We start from the raw sequence: 21,445 nt of genomic DNA on the forward strand, positions 1-21,445 counted from the left end.
TACACCCAGTTGGCATCGTCGGCAGCGTCAGATGTGTATAAGAGACAGCCTTTATGGTTTTTCATTTGCATATATTTCATATGAAAACCATCCCTATACTAGGGATCTCTGTTCCTGAAAATAATGAGTTTATGTCTTATGCCCCTTATCTCTTTGGTTTATTGGTGACGTTCGTTAGTATGGCCGCCTTTAATAGTAAGGGTAAGTGAACTTGTGAGGGATGGCATTAACCATCCCCTTTATATCAATAGACTCTGTCATCCCAAATGCTGTAACCACTGGTGCCCGCAATGATATGGCTCCAGGTAATGCTCTTGTATTTCAAAGAGATGGTTTCTTGCGGTTGTGCGCCGCTGTGGGTAATTGAGTGAGGGTGTGAGCCTGAGATATCGGAAATGGTGGCATCAGTGAGTAAGATGGTGAAGTAAAGCTCTTGCGCACCGGACGCATTGGTTCTGTAGAACTCAAACAGGACTTCAAGCGATTCATTGCTGGAAATAGCCACGCCCAGCAAAGGCGAGGATTTATCGATAGGTTTGGTAAACACGACAGGGTGATGGCTGACATGCTGTTCCCTGCTCATCGCATAGTTCAGGCTATTAATCAGGATTTGGTCTAAATGACCGGTTTGCCCTTTATTACCGATGGAATCCATAGAGGAACATCCGGCAGAAATAAGTCCCTGCTGTTTACCTTTCAATGTCGCATAGATTACGTTAGCCATTACTCAATATCCTTATATTAACAATGTGACTTGGTGCCACGAAGCGTAGAGGTTTATATCATTAAGTGAACCTGCTGAATGTAACATAAGCACCCATAATAAAGCCCGCATAAAATGCGGGCTCTTGGGGTGGTGGTGTTTCCCTGGTGTTGCCATAAGAAGCCCAATAACCCTAGTGGAATGACTAAAAACCGTCCAATCGATTCGCTAGATCAATAACACGATATTGATCGGTGAAAACGATCGTACCCCCAGCATTGCCTTGCTTCCCTTCTACAGCCTGTTGTCTGGTCGGCATGGTCTGCACAGGGAAAGATGCCGATGCCACACTGTTCCCCTCAATACCCCGGTATTAATCACCGACGTGCTGGCCGTCAGTGGCAAGGCCGGTAAAAAAAAGCGTGACACCGAGGAAGATTGATATCGTGCCGCCACACCCAACCAGGGGAAATCAAGGGGCACTTTGGATCTGACTAGAAGCCTGCGAAAGCAGGTTTTTTTGTGGCCGCAAAACGTGTGCCGCCACCTTATCGCCATTCAGTCAAATGACGATCCCTAAGTGGCTGTTTTAAAAAGCTGTAAAATTAAAGCAACAAAAAAGCGTTTGTTTTTACTTTCTTACAAACTGCAACCTTCAGGCAATCTGACTCAGGTTAGACTTAGCTGATAAATAATAAGTTAAATCGCAGGCTTAACAGTGGCTCCTCCAACCAAGAAAAACGGTAAAAACTACTCGACGGCGCGTTTTGGCTGGATTTGCGCGGGCATCTTGATCTGCTTTTTTCTCTTGATGTTCCGGGTCGGCTATTTACAGTTGCTGGAGCACCAACAGTTGGCCGATCAGGCTGACCAGCGTTCCATTCGTACCCAGGTGGTGCCCACCAACCGTGCGATGATCACCGATCGTAACGATGCGGCGCTGGCGGTCAGCGTCTCTTCCAAAGATATCGTGTTGGACCCCAAACATATCCTCGACACCCAAACCGATACCAGCACCGAGCGCTGGCAGAGTTTGGCCAACGTGTTGAAAATGCCGCTTGCTGATGTTCAGCATCTGATCCAGGCTAACGCGCGTAAGCGCTTTGTCTATCTGGCACGCAAGGTGGAGGATGACAATGCGGCCTATATCAACAAGCTGCACCTGACCGGCGTAAGTACCGAACAGGACTTCAGCCGCTTCTATCCCATGGGGCAAGACGCCGCCGGGCTGATTGGCATTGTGGGGCAGGATAATCAGGGGCTGGAAGGGATTGAGTTGGGTTTCAACCCGTTGTTGCAGGGTAAAAACGGCCTGCGTGTTTATCAGAAGGACGGCAGCGGTGCAGTCATCGGCGTGATTAAAAGCGTTGACCCAGTGCCACCACCGAACGTGACGTTAAGCATCGACAAATTTATTCAGTACGTGCTGTTTTCCCAGATCCGCGATGGGGTAATCGCCAACCAGGCCGATTCCGGCTGCGCTGTGCTGGTGAAGGTGAATACCGGTGAGATCCTCGGCATGGCCAGCTATCCTTCTTTCAACCCTAACAACTATGCCAATACGCCGGTGAAAGACATACATAATGTCTGCAGCAGTGACAGCTTTGAACCCGGCTCGACGGTTAAACCGGTGGTAGTCATGGTGGGGTTGGATCATAAGCTGATCCGGCCAGATACCGTGCTGGATACGACGCCTTATACGGTGAACGGCCATCTGATCAAAGACGTGGGCCATTGGTCGAAACTGACCATTACCGGCGTACTGCAAAAATCCAGCGATATTGCGGTTTCGCATATTGCGTTGGCGCTGCCTGCCACGGTATTGCCCGCCGTTTATCGCAGTTTTGGGCTTGGGCGGCCAACCGATCTGGGGATTGGTAACGAAAGTAGTGGTTATTTGCCGGCTCACCGCGCACGCTGGGCAGATATTGAACGAGCCACCTTCTCCTTTGGTTACGGTTTACGCGTCACGCCGTTGCAGATGGTGCGTGAATATGCCACCATCGGTTCATTCGGTGTTTATCGTCCGCTTTCCATCACTAAAGTGACGCCGCCGGTCATGGGGCAGCAAATCATGTCCGCCGAGGTGGTAAAAACCGTGGTGCATATGATGGAGAGCGATGCGTTGCCTGGGGGGAGCGGCCTAAGTGCCGCAGTGCCTGGCTATCGCCTGGCGATCAAGACGGGTACTGCAGAGAAGATGGGGCCAAACGGCAAGTATGATGGTGGCTATATCAACTACACCGCAGGCGTGGCACCGGCCAGCGATCCGCAGGTGGCCCTGGTGGTTATGGTTAATAACCCCAAGGCAGGCAAACACTTTGGTGGCTCGGTGGCGGGGCCGGTATTTGGCAAGATTATGGCCCAGGTGCTGGAGCATATGAATATCTTGCCCGATGCTCAGCCGTTGAAGGTGGTGGCAGTAGCCAAGGGCTGAGGAGGATTACTTCTCAACCACCCGCAGATCGATTCTGCGGTTTTTGGCGCGATTGGCTTCGCTATCGTTAGGTACCAAGGGGTAAGCCGAGCCGTAACCTTCTGCGCTGATACGGCTTTCCCCAATCCCCATTTTTACCAACGCCATGCGAACCGCATCGGCACGATCCTGCGATAAACGCCGGTCCATCTGTTCATTGGCCGACTTATCGGTATACCCCCCCAGTAGGATCTCCACATCTGGGTAAGCACGCAGAATATCGACGATATTCCTCAGCTGTTCCTGTGATGCAGGGGTTAACTCGGTGCGGTTGGTGTCGAACTGCAGGCGATCCAGCGTAAACCAACGCTTTTCGCTAGTGGGAGCATTGCTCTCGATATAGGTGATCAGCAGGTTCTCGACGCTACGCTGCGACAGCAGGAGCTGCTTGCCATCGGCCAACCGGCGGTAGGTCACATCGCTCTGGCCGCTGGCCTGCATGGGTTGCAGCACGCTAAAGCCGCGCAGTGAGAACAGCAGCGATACCAATAGCAGCGTCAGCATTAGCCACGGCCAGATACGGCGTTTGGGGGGTGCCAGCGAGCCGGTGCGGGAAACGGCCGGATCGGCTGGGATAAGTGCAGGTAACTGGTTGAGCACCGCCGTTGGCTGGGCTGCGGCAATCTGTGGCAACTGCCACTCGAGCCAGCCTTTTAACGACGGTGATTGTAGGGAACGTTGGTGCAGATATTGGCCCAACAGGCCAAATACCACTGCAGAAGCCACGGAAAACAACCGCTCGGCGACCTGTTTTTCCAGCACATAAAAGCTGACAAACAGCTGGGTGACGTGCTTCACTTTGTGGCCAAGCACCATCGTCAGCAATGCTGGGCTGAACTTGCCCAAGGCTTCATCCAGAAAACGCAATTCGAAGGGGGGAGTGCGCCCGACCAACTGGCGGAAGCGGAGGGAGTTGTCATTGCGATGCAGGTAGTCGCGGGTCTTTTGCAGGATCAAAGCCCCCATACCGTTAAGGCACAGCGCGATCTTTTCCTTAGCCGTTACCAGCTTTTGTTCCAACACTGTCAGCACCTGGGGCGAGATCGCCGCCATCTGCTGGTTAATGACATTTCCCATCTGGTACATCCGAACCTCCATTTCATCTGCGCGTATTCTGCACCGCAGAGTATGGTCAGTTCAACTTATTAAACTACGAAACTATCATGGATAAGTCTGATATTTCAGCCTGATTACGGTGTTTTTCATAGTCTGACCGATTCTGCTGCTAAATCTGGGCTCTAGCTCTGTCGGGCAGAGTAACAGACTGGCCTGATATGCCGAAGAGATTATTGATTATAAAATGAGTAGCGAAGCGGAAAGGAATGTTGTGCCTCCTGAAGCTTCTGGCTTGCCAAAGGCGATGTTAGCTTGATAGTGGCTCTTTTGGGAACGGAATTTGAATGTTAGCGGTGCATTTTTGTTTGAAAATGCTTTCTGTTTAAAAATCATGCGCCAACTCAATGCCAGACATGATGCTAAATTCTCCGGAATTCATCGTTCACTGAGCTAAATCAGAGAGAGTGAAAGTTTAATGACCTCTATTTTTAAATAGGATAAAAGATGTAAATTTTTAAAATTAGGTTATTTCTTGATTCAGGCTTAATTAAATCCCTTGCTATTTTGAATGCTCCTGCATTACGGGATTATTCTTGCAAAAATATATTTCGTTTAATTCATGAAAAAATGACATATCCGACCGGTTAAGGTGGCAATATGGGTTTTTATTCTGTGTTTTCACTTAATAATTAGGATAATGCTCTATTTTATTTGTTGGCGGTATTTTTTTCTGATGCTTTATTGATTGTTTTAAACATTTCGCGATAACATTCTCGTTAAGCAATGCAGACAACACCCTATTGCAATATTATTTCCTTATAGGGGATGCCATCATTGCCATATTGTATCTGCGTATTATATCGTTTTCACACGAAGCTGTTTCAATGGATTTGATGATGGGAGTCAGAAAGGATGAATCTTGGTGTGGATATTATTGAGATCGCACGGGTAAACACCGCATTAATGCGAAGTGGCAATAGGCTGGCACAGCGTTTGTTAACCTCGGCAGAGCAGCAGGCTCTAGGGGATTTGGTCGAGAACGTCGAGCGGCTGGCCGGTTTCTGGGCGGCCAAAGAGGCGGCGGTGAAAGCGCTTGGTACCGGGTTCCGTCTGGGGATCTTATTCCACAACATCGAAATCAGACACGATGAGTTGGGCTGCCCTTATTATTCCTTTAGCGGTGAATTTGCCAGGTTGATGCAGGAAAAAAAATTGACTCATGCCACGCTGAGCATTTCTCATTGTCAGTCACATGCCATTGCCGCAGCGGCATTGGGTTAATTATAAAATAAGGGAATATCTATGTCTCACTATCCCGATATCGGGGGTAAAAATGTGGTTATTACTGGCGCCAGTGGTGATATTGGCTTGGCCATTTGTGAGAAGTATCTCGAGCAGCAGGCCAAGGTTTTCGCTATTTACCATCATGATAATAGCGGTCTGGAAAAATTAAAAACCTCCCATCCGCAAGGTGACAACCTGCATATCCTGCAGTGCAATGTTGCCGATGTCAGCGAGGTGTCCAACTTGGCCGATGAGCTTGAAAAACAGGCTCATGAAGTACATGTACTGATTAATAATGCCGGGATCTACAAAGACAACGTATTTTCCGCACTGACGTATGAAGAGTTTGATCAGGTTATCAAAGTCAATTTGTATGGCACCTTTACCATGACTAAACGGCTGCTGCCCTTATTGCGTCACGCCCGCAATTCAACGGTGGTAAATATATCTTCGATATCCGGCATCACCTCCAGCTTTGGCCAGAGTAATTACAGCGCTGCCAAGGCTGGCATTATTGGCCTCACCCGCACCCTGGCCAGTGAAATGGCTTCAAAGGGGATCCGCGTCAATGCCGTGGCACCGGGGATGATTGAATCCAGAATGGTGAAAAAGGTGCCGCGTCAGATCGTGCGCAACGTAATGTCCGCTATCCCGTTGAAACGTCTTGGTCGCGTCGACGAGATCGCCAACGTGGTGGCTTTCTTAAGTTCAGACGCATCCAGCTATATCGTTGGTCAGACTTTGGTGGCCGATGGCGGCCTGGTGATGCGTTAACCGACAGGAATGTTGTATGGCTAATTATAACAAGAGCTTAGTCCAGCCCAATCTGCTGCTAAAAATGGGGTCCTGGCGTGCACCGATATTTATGGTTGACCGCATCGTGGACTTTTCACCGGGAGAAAGGGGCTCGATTACCGTGATCAAGCACGTCACCTTTAATGAATCCTATATTCCGGGGCATTTTCCAGACAACCCGGTAATGCCTGGCGTGATGATCGCCGAGATCTTCGGCCAGTCTAGTGAATACCTGAGTCTGCTGAACGATTTCTGCCAGTTGCATGAGCGTGAAACCCAGCAGCCATTGAGGAAATTTGATGAGGTCTCACGGGCGCTGCAGACGTCAGAGGGCGCAGCTCGAGTGATAGCCGAACGGGCGCGCGTGTTAGGCGTGCTGGCCTCCCAGGACGTCAAATACAAAAGCATGGTCGCGCCGGGCGACACCATTGAAGTCAACAGCCGCCTGGCGTTCGCCGATATGAACGGGTTCCACCACTACGAAGTGGAGGCGCGGGTTGGCCGGAATGTGGCGTGCGTCGGGCGGATTGTCAATTTTCGCACCGATCGCATTCTGGCTGAAGGCAAAGGTATGTACGTTTAACTAACAGGGAGTAATGCCGCTATGAGCAACATCGCGCTTATTGAAAGGATTGAACAGCGCAAGTCTGTGCTGGAGAAAATCAAAACGGGGTTAATAGAACGCCTGAACCTTTATCAGAGAGTCAATCAGATTGACGATGACACACCGCTGTTTGGTAGCGGGTTGAAGCTGGATTCGGTGGATGCCACCGAGGTCGTCGTGTTGCTGGATGAAATCTTCGGCATCCGTGTGACAGAAGGTGACGATCCTTCCTACATGCGTAGCGTCAACACCCTCACTTCGTTTGTTATTGGCAAGCGGGGGGAAACCACCAACGGATCAGCAACAGGAGCGGACAAGGAATGACCAAACTCACTGACATTCATCGGCAGCAAGGGGCGGTAATGGGGGAGCGTAACGGCGTTGCCATTCCCCTGAGTTATTTTGCAGCGGATGAGGAGCACAAGGCGGTACGTCAACACATTCTGCTGTCTGACTATTCCCATTTTGGCATCGCGGCTATCAACGGTGACAGCGCCTGGTCGTTGCTCAACCAGCTGGTTTCCGGCGATGTTTCATCGATCCGGGATGAGCAAGCCATGTACAGCCTGATCCTCGATGATGCAGGCAATATCATTACCGACCTGTATATCGCCTGTGACGATGAACGTTTTCTGTTGCTGTCGGAGTGGGTCAGCGGTGAAACGCTGTGCGACATGCTGCGCGCCAAGCTGGCAGGCAATGAAGACGAGTTTGAAGATATCGACTCTATCGAATCGCTCACGCCAGAGTGGGGCATGTTGCACTTTGAAGGGCCATACGCCTGGGAACTGCTGGCTGAAGTCTATGGGATGGACGTGATTGGCCTGCCATACCAGGAACACATGCACGTTGAGGACGATCTGATCCTGCTGCGCAGCGGAAAACATGGCGAGTACTCTTACAAACTGATGGGGCCACAGGATCTGCTGGCCAACGTTTGGACCCAGATGCAGGAGGCTGGCGAAAGGTATGACATGCGTACCGGCGGGCTGAACTACCAGCGGAAAGTGCGCCTGGAAAACCCTTGCTGGGAACCAGGCATGTTCAACGCCTACACCGGCTGCCCGATCGCATTGCAAATGCAATGGGCAGTGCGCTACGACAAAGAAGCTTTCACCGGCCTGGCAAGTTTGAGTGAACGCGTAGCGCAGGGCATCAGCCACCGTATCGTAGGGATGAGCATTGCCGGGAAACCGGACGCCATCCCGCAACGCGGCGACAAAGTGATGTTTGACGGTAACTGCATCGGTGAAGTGATCGTCTGCGACTATTCGGCAGATCTGCAAGCCTGTCTGGGCCGTTTGTTCGTGACCGACGCCTGGGCTTGGGCAGACATTGATGGCTATCACGTGGTGACGGCTAATGGCCCGGTGGCGGTAACAACGTCGGCGGTGCCTTTCGCCCGTAACTACAGCTTCCTGATTAATCCTTCTGAACACAGTTATGTCGACAGCTCGCGTCCACGCGATCTGCTGCAACAGCTTGAATGGCAAAAACTCAGAGAAGAGAACGAGTAAGCCGAACACCCCCTTAAGCATCACGCTATTTTGCGCCATGGCAACATGGCGCTCCTACATTCGATTTCTGGTTTGCTGACACGGAAGGCACTATGACAGTCACGCGTAAACGAGTGGTGATCACCGGTATGGGTCACCTCTCTTCCATTGCCACTAACGTTGCCGAGTTCAAACAGGCACTGCTGAATAAAACCTGCGGGATCAAGCCAAGTAAAAAGTACCTGGAATGGTTCGAGGATGCCAACGCCTCCGAGGTATTACAGCCTTTGAGTTGGCCCGATCTCCCGCCTGAAACCGTTGCCTCAATGGATAATGCTTCGCTGTGGGCCTATAAGGTTGGCGATGAAGCTTTGCAGCAAGGCCAGTTATCACGCGGAGAACTACGGGATAAAACCGGGCTGATCATCGGCGTTTCCTCTGCCGGCACCGAGCCCTTTATGCCGCTGATTGAACGTCAGACGGAGCGCTTCTCGTTGCAGAAGGCCATGGTCTCCGGCAGCTTTTCTTCCTGTAGCGCCATTGTCTCTTCACTGCTGGGGCTGAAAGGGGGCTTTGAACTGGTCGCTACCGCCTGTACGGCCAGTACCAACGCGATGGGGATTGGCTATGACCTGATCCAGAACGGCAAGAACGCCACGGTGCTGGTGGTTGGCACCGAGCCTGTCTATCTGCCGACCTTTGCCGGATTTTACGCGCTCCATGCCATGAAACGTACGCCGTCCAGCCCGTTCTCCGGCAGCCCAGGGATGTCGGTTGGCGAGGGTGCAGGCGCTTTGTTGCTGGAAGAATACGAGCATGCTGTCGCTCGTGGTGCGACGATCTATGGTGAGATGGTCTCTTACGCCACCTCTTGCGATGCCTATCACGAAACGGCCCCCGACCCACGGGCCGAAGGGGCTGTACAGGTGATGCGCCATGCCATGCAGAACGCAGATATCGGGCCGCAAGATATTGACTATATCAACGCCCACGGTACCGGCACGGACGCTAACGATCGTTGCGAAACGCTGGCCATGAAGAAGGTCTTCCCGAATATCATGGATATTCCGGTGAGTTCAACCAAGGCTTATGTGGGGCACAATATCGGTGCCGCCGGGATCATCGAGCTGACCGCCTGCTTCCTGACTTTGCCGGAAAACAAGATCCTGCCAACGCTCAACTTTACTACGCCGCGCGCAAACTGCGATCTCAACTATGTGCCCAACGAGTTCCAGGAAGCCGAAGTCAAGGTGTTCATGAAGAACAACTATGCCTTTGGCGGTAACAACTGCTGTGTGATTGCCAGCGTCAAGCCTGAGCAAAGTCCGGTAACGCATTATCAACCCAAGCGCGTCGCGATCACCGGCATGGGGGCGGTCAGCTCCGTGGGCCACACCTTGCAAAGCATGCTGGAAAAAATGTGGGCGCAGGAGCCACTACCACAACTGTTCTCACCGGCACTTGATGACGATACCCGCCAGGGATTTCGTGAATTACTCAATGTCATGTTGAGAAACCAGGGAGTGGCGGACTACATGGGTAACCGCTTCGGTGAACAGGATGTGGAATGTGAACTGAACAAACCGGGCGGGGTGCATCAGGTACAAGGATTGGACGCCCGTAAGACACTACGCCGCTTTGATCCTCGTAAAGCCAATACCATCAGTACCTTTGCCTTACTGGCCCTTACCCAAGCGATGAATGACGCCGGGCGTAAGATCAAACGGGACGGTCAGACGATTGGCATGATCCTTGGCATGTCCAAAGGGCCACATTCGACGGTAGATCGCTACCTGCAAAGCCTGTTCCCAGACCCAACCAAAGTGCGGACCTCCGAATTTCCAGGTGCGCTGATGAATGCCATTTCGACCTTCTGTTCCATTTCCGAAGGGATCAAGGGCTATAACACCTCGCTGGCAACGGGTATCAATGCCGGATTGGGCGCATTGACTTACGGCTACGAGTTGGTCCGCCAGGATCTGCAACCGCAAATGATTGTAGGGGGGGCGGACGAAAATATGAACACCTTCGTCATCTGCCTGCAGGCGCTGAACAGCGATCTGTTACTGACACGTGACCCGGCTGATTTCCAGATCTACAGCAAGGACGCCAAAGGCTATATCCCAGGTGAAGGCGCAGGCATGCTGCTGATTGAAGATTTACAGCATGCACAGGATCGTGGTGCCCACATTCACGCCGAGATTGTCGGCTATGGCAAATCCAGCGATGGCTGTTACTTTGCCAAGGATGATATGCCAGCCCGGATCGAGTCCATGGCGGTGGCCATTCGTCAGGCATTGCACGAAGCCGACATGGAGCCGGAAGAGGTGGATCTGATCTGTGGCACCAGTGATGGCACTGCCGCCCGTGATGCCGTTGAGATTGGGGCGATCCGTAGCGCCTTCGGCGATGCTCGCCGTAACCTGCCGTTTGTTAACTACAACGCCTGGTTTGGTCTGGTGGAGTCTTGCGTCGGTATCCTCAATATCGCGGTGGTCACGGAGATTATGAAGCGGGGTGAAATCCTGCCGATCCCTTACACCGAAAACTTCTGTGCGGAAGATATCGCCTTTGTCACCCAACCGCTGAAGAAAACCGTCCGTAACGCTCTGGTGCTCGGTGCAACGGAAGGCGGCAATCACTATGCCGTGGTGCTGAGGAGTATGGCGTGATTCAGAATGTCGTCCTGAGTGGTTGGGGCGTCACCAGTGCTTATGCGCCGGATTTTCCGGCGCTGATCAAGGGCCTGAGCGAGAACAGGTTGGCCAGCACACAACCCTGGTTCGCCACCGAAAGCGAATGGCAGGATCTGCGTTTGAGTTGCAACCCGCACCATGTTGCTGACCATCAGCCATCCGGCGTGATGTTGGCCCGCCTGCAGCCGGTTATCAATCAGGCGCTTGCCGGCGCGGGGATGACAACGGAACAATTGCAGGGAAAGCGGGTTCGAGTTTATCTGGTAGGCCATGGTGAGCGCCCCGACATCGCTGATTTTATGGGGTATCAGGAGCGTAACGACCAGGAAGAGCTGCGGTTATTTCCAAAAATCAAACGGCTGCATGCCAAGAGTTACGGTCAGGATCGACTGGCGCGACAACTCACTCAGAGCTATCAGCTAAGTTGGCCACCGGTTTCGCTTTATTGCGCCAGCAACTCTTCTTTAGCGGCGGTCCATTTGGCCCACTCGGCCATTGCTGCCAATGAGGTTGATTGGGTGCTGGTCGTTGGCTGGTTTGAAACGCTGACGCAGGACATTATCTTCCTGGGTGGCCAGGACATGCTGGGGGAAGAGGGTTCACAACCGTTTAGCAGCCATAACAGCTGCATTCTACCCACCAACGGTGTCGTGGCGCTGATCGTTGAAAGCGAGCAGCACTCTCGTCAGCGCAACGTTACTTCGCCTGTCAAATTGCGCAGCTCAGTGTTTTGCCAGAGCAGCGGTGCCAGGGGCAGCAGTTCCTTCACGGCGGATTTCCGCACCATTGCCCAGACGTTTGAGCGGGCACTGCTGGAAGCCGGGCTCACTGCGCAAGATATCGCCTGCGTTTTCCCTCATGCCAATGGGGTGATCGCCAGCGACAAGGCAGAAGCCATGGCGCTGCAAAAAGTCTGGGGGAAATACGGGGTTCCGGTGGTCAGTTACAAGGGACAGGTAGGTTACATGGAGAGCTGCTGTGGTTTGCTGGACCTGATGTTGGCGGCGGATGCGCTACAACAACGTCGTCTGCTGGCATTGACCACGCGTTACCCGATTAACGACAGCCTGCAAATTCATGTTCATGCCGATAGCCCACCGTTGGCACTGAAACGGCAGCACATCCTCAAGTCTGGCATCGGGCTCGATGGTTCAGCCATCGCCATGGTGATCTCCACTAACAGTGAGGGTGCAGATGAACACGGTTAAACAAGTGATACCGGCGGCGGCCATCAATCTGGTGGGGTTCTCCCTGCTGGAACCCTGCACGCCGATGCAACGGTTTTTCCCTAGCTGGTACAACGTGTGGGAAGCCTGGTTGCATAAAAAGGCCAATGCCAAAGCGGGCAGCGACCAGTGGTTGTTCCGTCGTTTCGGCATTGACAGTGAAATGCTGCCTGAAGAGGCGCTGCGTAAAGCCAATTATCGTGGCTGGCTGAACGACATGAGTGCAGCCTGTGCTGAGGCGGTGGCACAGTTGGGGAGTAAAGGGGAGTTTCGCCTGCGCAATGAGCGTAATGCGTTGATTTATTGCGATTCCTGGGGGGAGGCCTCGGTATTTGAAGGGGTCAACAGCTGGCGAGACTCGTTGAGCGTCGATATTCTGCCCAAAGGTATCGTGCGGGATTATGGCATCAAGGATTTCACCTGCAAATTGCGCGGCGAGCGGAATGGTTTGCTGAGTGCATTGCGGATGGCGCAAGACTGCCTGAACAGTCATATGGCCGATAACGTCATCATCTGTGGCCAATTCCGCAGCTTCCCGGTGTTGGTTTTCTCCGAGGCCGAACACTTTCCCTCATCCAGCAAACGGGGGCCGATCCCCGCCAACAGTCAGTTCAGCGTTGAGCGTGTCGGGTGCCTGATCCTCAAGAAGCAACCAGGCCAGGGCGTTGCTCTACATTTGAGTGATTATCAAGCCTTGTCGGGTTCTACCCAACGGCGCGCACTGCAGCTGGCTGACCACTGTAAGCGGTATCTGGCTAAGGATACCCAGGCCGTGTTGGGCGTAACACCGCCGGCACTGTCATTTCGTGCCGTGCAGCGGCAAGCGTTTGAACAGTTGCCTACCGGCCTGGCTTGCATCTCGCTCAGTGAACTCTACGGCGACAGCGGCTGCATGAACCCGGCATTGGCCTGGCAGTATCTACTGCAAAGCAATATCACCGGGCACAGCTTGTTGAGTGTGCTCGACGGTGAGGGTGGAGCCTGGTTGCTGGAGAACTGGGTACCGCAAGCCGGTCACTTACCGTCAAATCATCGGGGAACATCATGAACACCCTACATATTGCACAACCTCTGCCTGTGGTGTCGATGCAACAGGCAGGCAAACGCTTTGGTAAAGGGCCGGGTGCCATTGTGGCGCTGGGAACCATCACCACCGAAATCCATGACGGCGAGTTTATCGCGTTATGTGGGCCATCCGGCAGTGGTAAAAGTACGTTGCTCAATCTGATGGGCGGTATCGATTATCCCACCAGTGGCCATGTCTATTTGCTAGGTAACGACCTTTCCACGCTCAATGACCAGCAAACCGCTTGCCTGCGTGCTGATGCCATCGGCTTCGTATTCCAGTTCTTTAACCTGCTGCCGGTACTGAGCGTGTTCGATAACGTTTATTACCCACTGATGCTTAACGGCTTCAGCCGCCGCGTGGCGCAAGATCAGGTGATGGACATGATCGAAAAAGTGGGGTTGGCGGCGCACTACAAACGCACGCCCGGCGAGCTTTCCGGCGGGCAGCAGCAGCGCGTGGCGATTGCCCGTGCGCTGGTTAAACACCCACGCTTGATCGTTGCAGATGAACCCACCGGTAATCTGGATACCCGTACCGGGCAGGAGATCGTCGATCTGCTGCTTACCATGAATCAGGAACTGAAAACCACGTTTGTTATTTCCACCCATTCATTGACGCTGCGCGATCGGGCCAAACGGGTGTTGGAAATCAGGGATGGAGAGCTGGAAAATGATTTTGTTATCGCTTAAGCGTTACGCTGTCACTTTATTCGTGTTGATCAGTGGGCTTTCGCAAGCCACTGGTTTGCATGACACGCAGGACAACCCCAGCTTACAAGCGGTCCTGGCGGTTAATTCCCAAGCGCCAATGAGTACGTTGATCAGTGCGGCCAGCCAGTTGCAAGCCTTGTATCAACAGCACCCGGATCGCCGCATCGCCAAAATGTTTTATGGCTACGCGCAACTGTTTATGGCCACGGATTTTCTGGCCAAGAAGAATTACATGCGTGCGGCAGAAACCTCAAAGCTGGGTTTTTTCTACATAGATGAAGCGGCGGAAAGCGAAGAGAACGACTGGCAGATGCGCTTTCTGCGTGTGCGGATGGATGCATTTGTTCCCGCCAGCCATGGCCGTTGCGTCGTGGCCTTGAAAGACCTGGACTATTTGCAGCAGAACCCGGCGGTGCCCGCTGATTTGCAACCGATGATCACGCTGATGTCCGCGCATGCGCTGGCCAGTTGCCAGCGTGTGGCCGATGCCAAGGCCGCCAGGGCGGCGTTGGCACAGCAGGGCGCAGAGGGAAAACGTCTGTCCGAGCACAGCACGGCCCCTGAATGGACGCCAGCTGAACTGAACACCATCATCCAGCCGCTGACGGAGGCATCGCTATGATGAATATCCTGTTCTGGGTTGCCAATATGATTATCATTTACGCCTTGTTGGTGGTGATCGTGACGGCGATCCGTAAACCTACCGATATCCGTTACACCTTCCTGAATCTGTTTCGCCAGCGCCGCCGTTCCGGGGTGACGCTACTGGCGATCACCCTGGGAGGGGTGGCGGTGTTTATCTTCGGTGGGTTTGTCGATTACTCGTTCTGGGCGCTGCGTGAACAAACCATCCGCACCAACCTGGGGCATATTCAACTTTATCAGCAAGGCTACCTCAGCAGCGGAGCCAACAATTCGCTGCAATACACCATCGATAACTATGATGAAGTGAAAACGCTCCTGCTGGCCGATCCGGTGATTGCACCGAAGATCGCCACCATTACCGGGCAACTGGCGTTTACCGGCATCATTTCCCAGTATGACAAGGGAGCTTCCACTTTCTTTACCGGCGTGGGGATCGAACCTCTAACCTCGTTGGTGCTGGGCTCGCTGGATAAAATCATTTCGGGCAGCGACCTGTCGCGGGTTGCGCAGCAGGACATCACCCTGGGTTCTGGTATCGCCAATGCTTTGTCGGCGGGCTATGGCGACTGGGTCGACATGTTGGTGGTCAACCCGCAAGGCGGGCAAAACGCCATCTCTTCTCAGGTACGCGGCGTGTTCCAGTCCGGCATCAAAGAATACGACGATACGGCGATCAAGATGCCGCTGCAAACGGCCCAGCGTCTGTTGCAGACCCAGGATGTCAGTAAAGTCATCATCATGCTGCAGGACACCGACCAAACAGAGGACGTGTTGGCGCGGGTCAACCAGCTAATTGAACAGCATCAGTTCAAGCTGGAAGCGCGCTCCTGGGATGAGTTGGCTATTTTCTATCATCAGGTGGTGAATCTGTTTGAAGGGATCTTCCTGTTTATCAAGTCCATCGTCAGCGTCATCGTGGTGTTCATGATCGGCAACACATTGATGATGAACGTCATCGAACGTACCCGCGAAATCGCTACGCTGCGCGCTCTCGGCCTTAACCAAGCCTATATTGGCCGTTTGTTTGTGCTGGAAGGGATCATCATTGGCATTATTGGCTCGGCGCTGAGCGTCAGCTTCGGCATTCTTATCGCCGCGCTTATCAATATCAATGGCATACCGATGCCGCCTTCGCCTGGTTATACCCAGGGCTATCTGGCCTTTGTGCTGTGGGATCAGGACTTCAATCTGTTCTGGTTCTCCTGCGCGTTGCCGCTGGTGACGGCATTGATAGCGTCCATTATCCCGGCACGCCGGGCATCTAAACTGGTTATAGCGCAAGCGTTCCGCTTTGTTTAACCCCTCAGGGAGAGAAGAGACATGTCAAAGGGACAAACCGTGCTCATTACCGGCGCAGGCCGTGGCATTGGTATGGCGATTGCCGAAAAACTGGCGCAAGAGGGCTATAACCTGATCCTCAACTACCGCAAGGATCAGGGGAAAAGTGCGGCCAATCTGCAACGCTTTGTGGCAGCAGAAACTCGGGTGAAGGTGACCTTGGCCAAAGCGGATATCGCCGAACCGCGCGATATCAGTGACATGGTGAAAAAGCTCAGGCAGCAGGGGATCGAACGTATCGATCATCTGGTGCTGAACGCCGCCGCCGCGCCGTTCAAAGCCTTTATGGACATGACGCGCAGCGACTGGAAGCTGTTGCTCAATACCAACCTGATCGGCAACACCGCCTGCGTACAGGAAGTGGTACCGATGATGCCCCAGGGCAGTACGATCTGCGTGATTTCCAGTTTAGGTAGCCAGCGCGTATTGGAGAAATACCCGCTCGGCATCGCTAAATCGGCACTGGAAAATCTGGTGAGCTACCTGGAGGTGGAACTGTATGACCGCAATATCCGGGTCAACGGCATCTGCGCCGGGGTGGTGAATACCGATATGCTGCCGTACCTGGACGAGCTGTGGTCAACAATGTTCGAACGTTGGAATAACGCGCCGCGCCGCTGGAAGGTGGAGCCGGAAGAGGTGGCCAACATTACCGCATTTCTGGTCTCTGAGCAGTCGAGCGCGATACGTGGCAGCACCCTTATTGCCGATCTTGGCATGATGCTGGATATATAGCCCCACAAACAAGGACCGTTCCCATGAAATATCAAATAGCTGGATGCCTGGTTTTACTGGGGCTGTCGGGTGTGGCTCAGTCGGCAGAACCGTTGGATCGTCATCAACTGAATAGCCTGACTCAGGAAGATCAGCGGGCCCGTGAAATTATCCGTCGAGCCGACCGCGTGAGGGCACCCGATCGGCCTTTCCGCTATACGCTGACGCTGCTGGAACATAAGGGAGGGCGTGATATCACGGAGAACCAACAGGTGCTGGATATTTCCATGCGCTTCTATAAACCCTCGGAGCAGGTAGAGAAAGGGGATGCGCGTGCACTGGTGCGTTTTATTTCCCCAGTACGCGATAAAGGTAAAGCCTTGCTCTCCGATCTGGAAAAGATGTGGTATTACGCACCAGACCTGCGACGCCCGATCCCCATATCCCGCCAGCAACGCCTGGTGGGGCAGATTTCCAACGGTGACGTGGTTGCCGCAGACTTTGATTACTCCTATATCTCCCGGCTGGTTGGTGAAGAGGCCTGTGGCCAGACGATCTGCTACAAACTATCACTACAGCGCCGTTGGCCCTATGTCACCTATCCAGCGATCAGTTATTGGGTGGAAAAAGACAGCGGTTTCCCTAGCCGGGCCGATTTCCTTTCCGCCGACGGTGTACCGATCAAGCGTTCGTATTATCGCGATTATCAACGGGTGTTGGGCCAGATGCGGCCAACCACTATCGTGGTGGAAGACGCGCTGCGTAAGGATAACTACACCACCATGCGTTACAGCGACATCAGATTGGAGTCGTTGCCGGAAAGCAACTTCCAGAAAGAGTATCTGCTGAGGTTGAACGGTTGATGGCGAGCAGGCGATCCCCGATTAGCGGGGTTCTGCTGCTGGTGGGTGCCTATAGTAGCAGCAGTTGGGCGGTTGACTGTCTTGTCCAACGCGGTTATGCGGGCATAGAGGGGATATCGTCCCATTCCTCGGACTCATTATGGCAGTTTGACGATCCGGCATTTCGTAACAACGCTATTGCCAATCTGTACCTTTCAGGTGTGGCCCGCTGCACGTTGACCGAGGCCCTCAGCGTCAAGGCGCAAGCCAGCGGCGAGTATGCTCTCCAGGCACATCAGCCGGGAACCCTGGAGGATCAGCGCTTCCAGGGGCTGGGCATACTCAACGAGGCCACTGCCAGTTGGGCGGTCAGCGACAGTGGGTATATCGATGCCGGTAAGGTACGTAAAACCAGTGGTTATCTGTTCTCGGTCGCGCCGCTCGACCTACTGCGTAATATCAACGGTAGTATGCGTACCGTGCGGGTGTTTGGCCTGGGGGGGAGCGGGCGCAATTTCTACGATGAAGGGGCGTATGGCATCAGCAGCTCATGGTACCGCAACGAAGGAACCTTCACGTTAGCGGCCTTTCCGCGCCTCAAGCGCAACAACCAGCGCCAGGAAGCCGCCTCAGAGTGGGACGCGATCCTGCGTACCAACAGTACCGACAGATATTATACCAGTTACACCGCAACCGGTTTGAAAGCGTTCAACCCAACTTTTTCGCTACTGGTTGGCGATCGGAAAACCGTGGCGCTAGGCACTAGCGGCAACCTGACGGATATGCTGATCCTCAGCGTTGAGGGGGCGATTTCCCATGGGCAAACCTGGCGTCACCTAGACATGGCTTCCGCGCGTGCCATGCGCCAACTTGCCAATGTGCAGGAGCCGTACAAAATACGCGCCAATGGTGCGCAAGCGGATATCGGCGTTGGCCTGCGTTACACCACTGGCGATCAAAGCGAATACGGCGCGGAATATTATGGTCAGAGTCAGGGCTACAGTCGCAGTGAGTGGCAGGACAACGTCAACACCATTCGCTTCGTCAATGGGGGTTACGGTCAGTCATTGCCACCGCTACCGCCATCGTTCATGGCGGATATCCGTAACGGCTATCAGCAGTACTCCCGCCTGATGGCGGCAGAAACCGATAACGTCGGGCGGGGCGGCAACCTGCTCGGCAAACAGTACCTCACCCTCTATACACGCACCAATAAAGAGCAGGTCGGCAGTATCGACTGGTCGGTCTCCGGTATGGTCAATCTGGTGGATGGCAGCAACGTGCTGAATCTGCACCTGAGCACGCCGCTCAAAAACAACATTGAGGCTTACACCGGCGTTGCCGCCAGCTTCGGCAGTAAAGAGAGTGAGTTTGGCACCTTCGGAGAAAAAGGAAATATCTATGCAGGTATGCGAATCAATTGGTAATACATCGGCCGCAACTAACGTCGCGGACGGTTGGATGATGATTTTCCCAGGACAAGGATCCCCGGCGATCGGCATGGGCAGCGATGTCTGTGATGTTTCACCGGGTACCAAGGCGGTGTGGGATTGTGCCAGCGATGTTTCCGGGCTGGATGTACGCAAGCTCTGCCAGAAAGGGCCGATGACACGCCTGACCAAAACCCTTTATCAGCAGTTGGCCGTCACCACCGTTAACGCCGCCATGCTGACGTTGTTACGCGAACGGACCCCGGTGTTGGAAACCGGTTACGCCGGGCATAGCGCAGGTGAATATAGCGCGCTGTATGCCGCCGGGGTAATGGATCTGGAAACGCTGTTCCGTGCGATCACGCTGCGCGCGACCATCATGCAAAACCTGGCCGAACAGCGCAAAGGGGCGATGTATGTGGTCAAGCCTTACAGCCATGATGCGCTGCGCGAGCAGATCGACAATCTTGGGCTGGGAACCGTACTCAACGTGTGCTGTGACAACGGGCACCAGCAGCAAGTGGTAGGGGGGGAACTGACCGCCGTTAAAACCCTGGTTAATCACCTGGCGCGCGATGGGGTAAATACCATCAAGTTGGGCGTCAATGGTGCCTGGCATACGCCGTTGATGCATGATGGAGTGGCACTGATGCGCCAGGCATTGGCCGACCTGCCATTCTCTTCGCCGGTTTGCCCACTGATCATGAACAGCAGTGGCAAAGCGGAATATAGCGTGGTGCAGATCAAGGAAAATCTGGCGTTGCACCTTATCCATACCGTGCGCTGGCGTGAGAGTATGGATCGGTGGGCACAGATGGGACATCGCCGCTACCTGGAGATCAGCAACAAAAAAATCCTCAGCCATCTGTTGGCGGAGCACTACGGGGCTGACGAGGATTACCATATCCAACACTATTACCATCTCGTTGGCAGCAGTGTTAAGCATGCAGGATAAGGGCGATATGATGCCAACATTGACTACTTTCAGCCAAAGATACATGCGAGGAGCCGTGATCCCCGTGGTGTTGGTCTCCGCTATTCTGACCTCGTCGCTGATCCGCAACGTCATTGACATTACTCTGCCGGAGATGATTGCCGGGTTGGGGGCAATCTGTCTGTCGATTGTCTGGAGCATGATGCGCGATGGTCAAGGCTACTGGGCGTACAGCGTATTCACCTTGCGGGTGTTTAAAAACCCGCAAGCGGTCGCGGGCCAGTATAAAGAGCGTAAAACAGCTGGGATGGCGAAATTGCTGTACCAGCCTGGCTGGGCTTCCTTGGTCATAGTATGCCTGGCGGCAGCGCTGAGCGGCCTGATATGGCTATGCGGCCCAGACTGGCATTATCCGTTGATTGCGCTGCTTGGTGTCTTGGTGCTGCCAGCCTTGATGGTGGCCCAGCTAGGCAAATCAACCCCGTTCAATATCCTGCTGGCCTTGAAGTCCTATAGTGAGCCCGAAGCCTATCACCCTCGGCAGCGTCGCTTGCCAAGGTTGGTGGCCGAAGATTTGCTATTGAATCTGCTAACCAATTTCGCCCTGGTTTTGCCGATTGCCCGTAAGCCCGCATTCAGCCTGGCTTCCGGCTATGCCGATCCTGCCTTTATCGTCGCGTTTATGATCCTGATGGGGGCGGTGACGCTGTTTATGCTGGCGTTTGCTGGCCGGACGCGGCGCTATGTGTTGTTTGGGGAATTACTCAATGGCACGCTGGATGCCAACTCTGCGCCTGTTGCTCCCTGGGCGTTCACCGGCAAGCTGGCGCGTTGGCAGCGTGGTCTGCTCTGGTTACTGGCTTCGCAGCTGTGGGCTATTGCGATCTGCCTGATTTTTGCGGCATTGCAGATCACTCCGCAATTTATCCCGCTATACCTTTGTGCCTTGTTGCCGTTATTGGTCGTTTACTGTGCGGAACGCTATCAGACCTTATATGACAACTACCATGACGCGCTGGAAATGCACAAACGCCATCAGGTGTATGCTAATAACGATGTCAAAACGATGAGGTAGGTACCATCGTGGGGGCGTATACCGCGCTCCCATGTATCCCGACACTGAATACTGAACATCATGCGATATAAGCTGAATCAGTTATCGTTACTTGCCATGATGATTACCTCGTACCGATCCAAGGCTCAGATAAAGAATGGAATTTATCAATTTAGCCAAGACTAATACATTCGCCTGTCTCTTATACACATCTGACGCTGCCGACGATGCCAACTAAAAAAGTTTTTTGGGGGGGGGGGGGGGGGGGGGGGGGGGGGGGGGGGGGGGGGGGGGGGGGGGGGGGGGGTGGGGGGGGGGGGGGGGGGGGGGGGGGGGGGGGGGGGGGGGGGGGGGGGGGGGGGGGGGGGGGGGG

General features: G+C 53.7%; 20 protein-coding genes. 17 read left to right on the forward strand and 3 right to left on the reverse strand.

Annotated features, from left to right (window positions below):
• Positions 1-244 precede the first annotated feature (244 nt).
• Positions 245-724: an Hcp family type VI secretion system effector gene (locus tag JHD74_RS22915; protein ID WP_024485546.1), complete on the reverse strand. Its 480-nt coding sequence runs from the start codon at positions 722-724 to the stop codon at positions 245-247.
• A 697-nt stretch (positions 725-1,421) separates the two neighbouring features.
• On the opposite strand from JHD74_RS22915, the gene JHD74_RS22920 reads away from it, so the two are divergent.
• Positions 1,422-3,140, forward strand: a complete 1,719-nt coding sequence (locus tag JHD74_RS22920; RefSeq protein ID WP_199063567.1) for a penicillin-binding transpeptidase domain-containing protein — start codon at positions 1,422-1,424, stop codon at positions 3,138-3,140.
• A 6-nt stretch (positions 3,141-3,146) separates the two neighbouring features.
• On the opposite strand, the gene JHD74_RS22925 is transcribed toward JHD74_RS22920, so the two are convergent.
• Complete coding sequence (locus JHD74_RS22925) at positions 3,147-4,265, reverse strand: OmpA family protein (RefSeq protein ID WP_199063568.1); 1,119 nt, start codon at positions 4,263-4,265, stop codon at positions 3,147-3,149.
• Positions 4,266-5,147: 882 nt separating this feature from the next.
• Here JHD74_RS22925 and acpS point away from each other — a divergent pair.
• From acpS to JHD74_RS23005, 16 genes are all read left to right on the forward strand, one after another.
• Positions 5,148-5,516: a holo-ACP synthase gene (gene acpS, locus JHD74_RS22930; protein WP_074031078.1), complete on the forward strand. Its 369-nt coding sequence runs from the start codon at positions 5,148-5,150 to the stop codon at positions 5,514-5,516.
• Positions 5,517-5,537: 21 nt separating this feature from the next.
• On the forward strand, positions 5,538-6,293 hold the full coding sequence (locus tag JHD74_RS22935) for an SDR family NAD(P)-dependent oxidoreductase (RefSeq protein WP_199063569.1): 756 nt from the start codon (positions 5,538-5,540) through the stop codon (positions 6,291-6,293).
• 16 nt (positions 6,294-6,309) lie between these two features.
• Entirely contained in the window at positions 6,310-6,897 is a 588-nt protein-coding gene (locus JHD74_RS22940) for a 3-hydroxyacyl-ACP dehydratase FabZ family protein (protein ID WP_024530313.1), read from the forward strand.
• A gap of 21 nt (positions 6,898-6,918) precedes the next feature.
• Positions 6,919-7,242: an acyl carrier protein gene (locus JHD74_RS22945; protein WP_074031081.1), complete on the forward strand. Its 324-nt coding sequence runs from the start codon at positions 6,919-6,921 to the stop codon at positions 7,240-7,242.
• Positions 7,239-8,435 (forward strand): aminomethyltransferase family protein, encoded by a 1,197-nt coding sequence (locus JHD74_RS22950; RefSeq protein ID WP_199063570.1) that lies wholly within the window; start codon positions 7,239-7,241, stop codon positions 8,433-8,435. The genes JHD74_RS22945 and JHD74_RS22950 overlap by 4 nt, the downstream gene beginning before the upstream one ends.
• A 92-nt stretch (positions 8,436-8,527) precedes the next feature.
• Positions 8,528-11,086 (forward strand): beta-ketoacyl-[acyl-carrier-protein] synthase family protein, encoded by a 2,559-nt coding sequence (locus JHD74_RS22955; RefSeq protein ID WP_199063571.1) that lies wholly within the window; start codon positions 8,528-8,530, stop codon positions 11,084-11,086.
• Positions 11,083-12,318 (forward strand): beta-ketoacyl synthase N-terminal-like domain-containing protein, encoded by a 1,236-nt coding sequence (locus JHD74_RS22960; protein ID WP_199063572.1) that lies wholly within the window; start codon positions 11,083-11,085, stop codon positions 12,316-12,318. Before JHD74_RS22955 ends, JHD74_RS22960 begins: the two co-directional genes overlap by 4 nt.
• Complete coding sequence (locus JHD74_RS22965) at positions 12,305-13,384, forward strand: ATP-binding protein (RefSeq protein WP_199063573.1); 1,080 nt, start codon at positions 12,305-12,307, stop codon at positions 13,382-13,384. Before JHD74_RS22960 ends, JHD74_RS22965 begins: the two co-directional genes overlap by 14 nt.
• On the forward strand, positions 13,381-14,094 hold the full coding sequence (locus JHD74_RS22970; protein ID WP_037435354.1) for an ABC transporter ATP-binding protein: 714 nt from the start codon (positions 13,381-13,383) through the stop codon (positions 14,092-14,094). Before JHD74_RS22965 ends, JHD74_RS22970 begins: the two co-directional genes overlap by 4 nt.
• A gap of 118 nt (positions 14,095-14,212) precedes the next feature.
• Positions 14,213-14,737: a hypothetical protein gene (locus tag JHD74_RS22975; protein ID WP_199063574.1), complete on the forward strand. Its 525-nt coding sequence runs from the start codon at positions 14,213-14,215 to the stop codon at positions 14,735-14,737.
• A complete protein-coding gene (locus tag JHD74_RS22980) occupies positions 14,734-16,059 on the forward strand; it encodes an FtsX-like permease family protein (RefSeq protein ID WP_199063575.1) in 1,326 nt (441 codons plus the stop codon). The genes JHD74_RS22975 and JHD74_RS22980 overlap by 4 nt, the downstream gene beginning before the upstream one ends.
• Positions 16,060-16,080: 21 nt before the next feature.
• Complete coding sequence (locus tag JHD74_RS22985; protein ID WP_199063576.1) at positions 16,081-16,833, forward strand: SDR family oxidoreductase; 753 nt, start codon at positions 16,081-16,083, stop codon at positions 16,831-16,833.
• A 23-nt stretch (positions 16,834-16,856) separates the two neighbouring features.
• Entirely contained in the window at positions 16,857-17,675 is an 819-nt protein-coding gene (locus tag JHD74_RS22990) for an outer membrane lipoprotein-sorting protein (protein ID WP_199063577.1), read from the forward strand.
• On the forward strand, positions 17,675-19,081 hold the full coding sequence (locus tag JHD74_RS22995; RefSeq protein WP_199063578.1) for a hypothetical protein: 1,407 nt from the start codon (positions 17,675-17,677) through the stop codon (positions 19,079-19,081). The genes JHD74_RS22990 and JHD74_RS22995 overlap by 1 nt, the downstream gene beginning before the upstream one ends.
• Positions 19,056-20,039, forward strand: a complete 984-nt coding sequence (locus JHD74_RS23000) for an ACP S-malonyltransferase (protein ID WP_024530300.1) — start codon at positions 19,056-19,058, stop codon at positions 20,037-20,039. Before JHD74_RS22995 ends, JHD74_RS23000 begins: the two co-directional genes overlap by 26 nt.
• A 7-nt stretch (positions 20,040-20,046) precedes the next feature.
• Positions 20,047-21,093 carry a hypothetical protein gene (locus tag JHD74_RS23005; RefSeq protein WP_199063579.1) on the forward strand — a complete coding sequence of 349 codons (1,047 nt, stop codon included), beginning with the start codon at positions 20,047-20,049 and terminating at the stop codon, positions 21,091-21,093.
• Between the two features lie 161 nt (positions 21,094-21,254).
• Here JHD74_RS23005 and JHD74_RS23010 read toward each other — a convergent pair.
• Positions 21,255-21,445 (reverse strand): hypothetical protein (locus JHD74_RS23010; RefSeq protein ID WP_199063580.1); only part of this gene is annotated, 191 nt, incomplete at its 5' end.

The sequence above is a fragment of the Serratia sp. ASV30 genome, assembly GCF_016428815.1.
Classification (GTDB): domain Bacteria; phylum Pseudomonadota; class Gammaproteobacteria; order Enterobacterales; family Enterobacteriaceae; genus Chania; species Chania fonticola_C.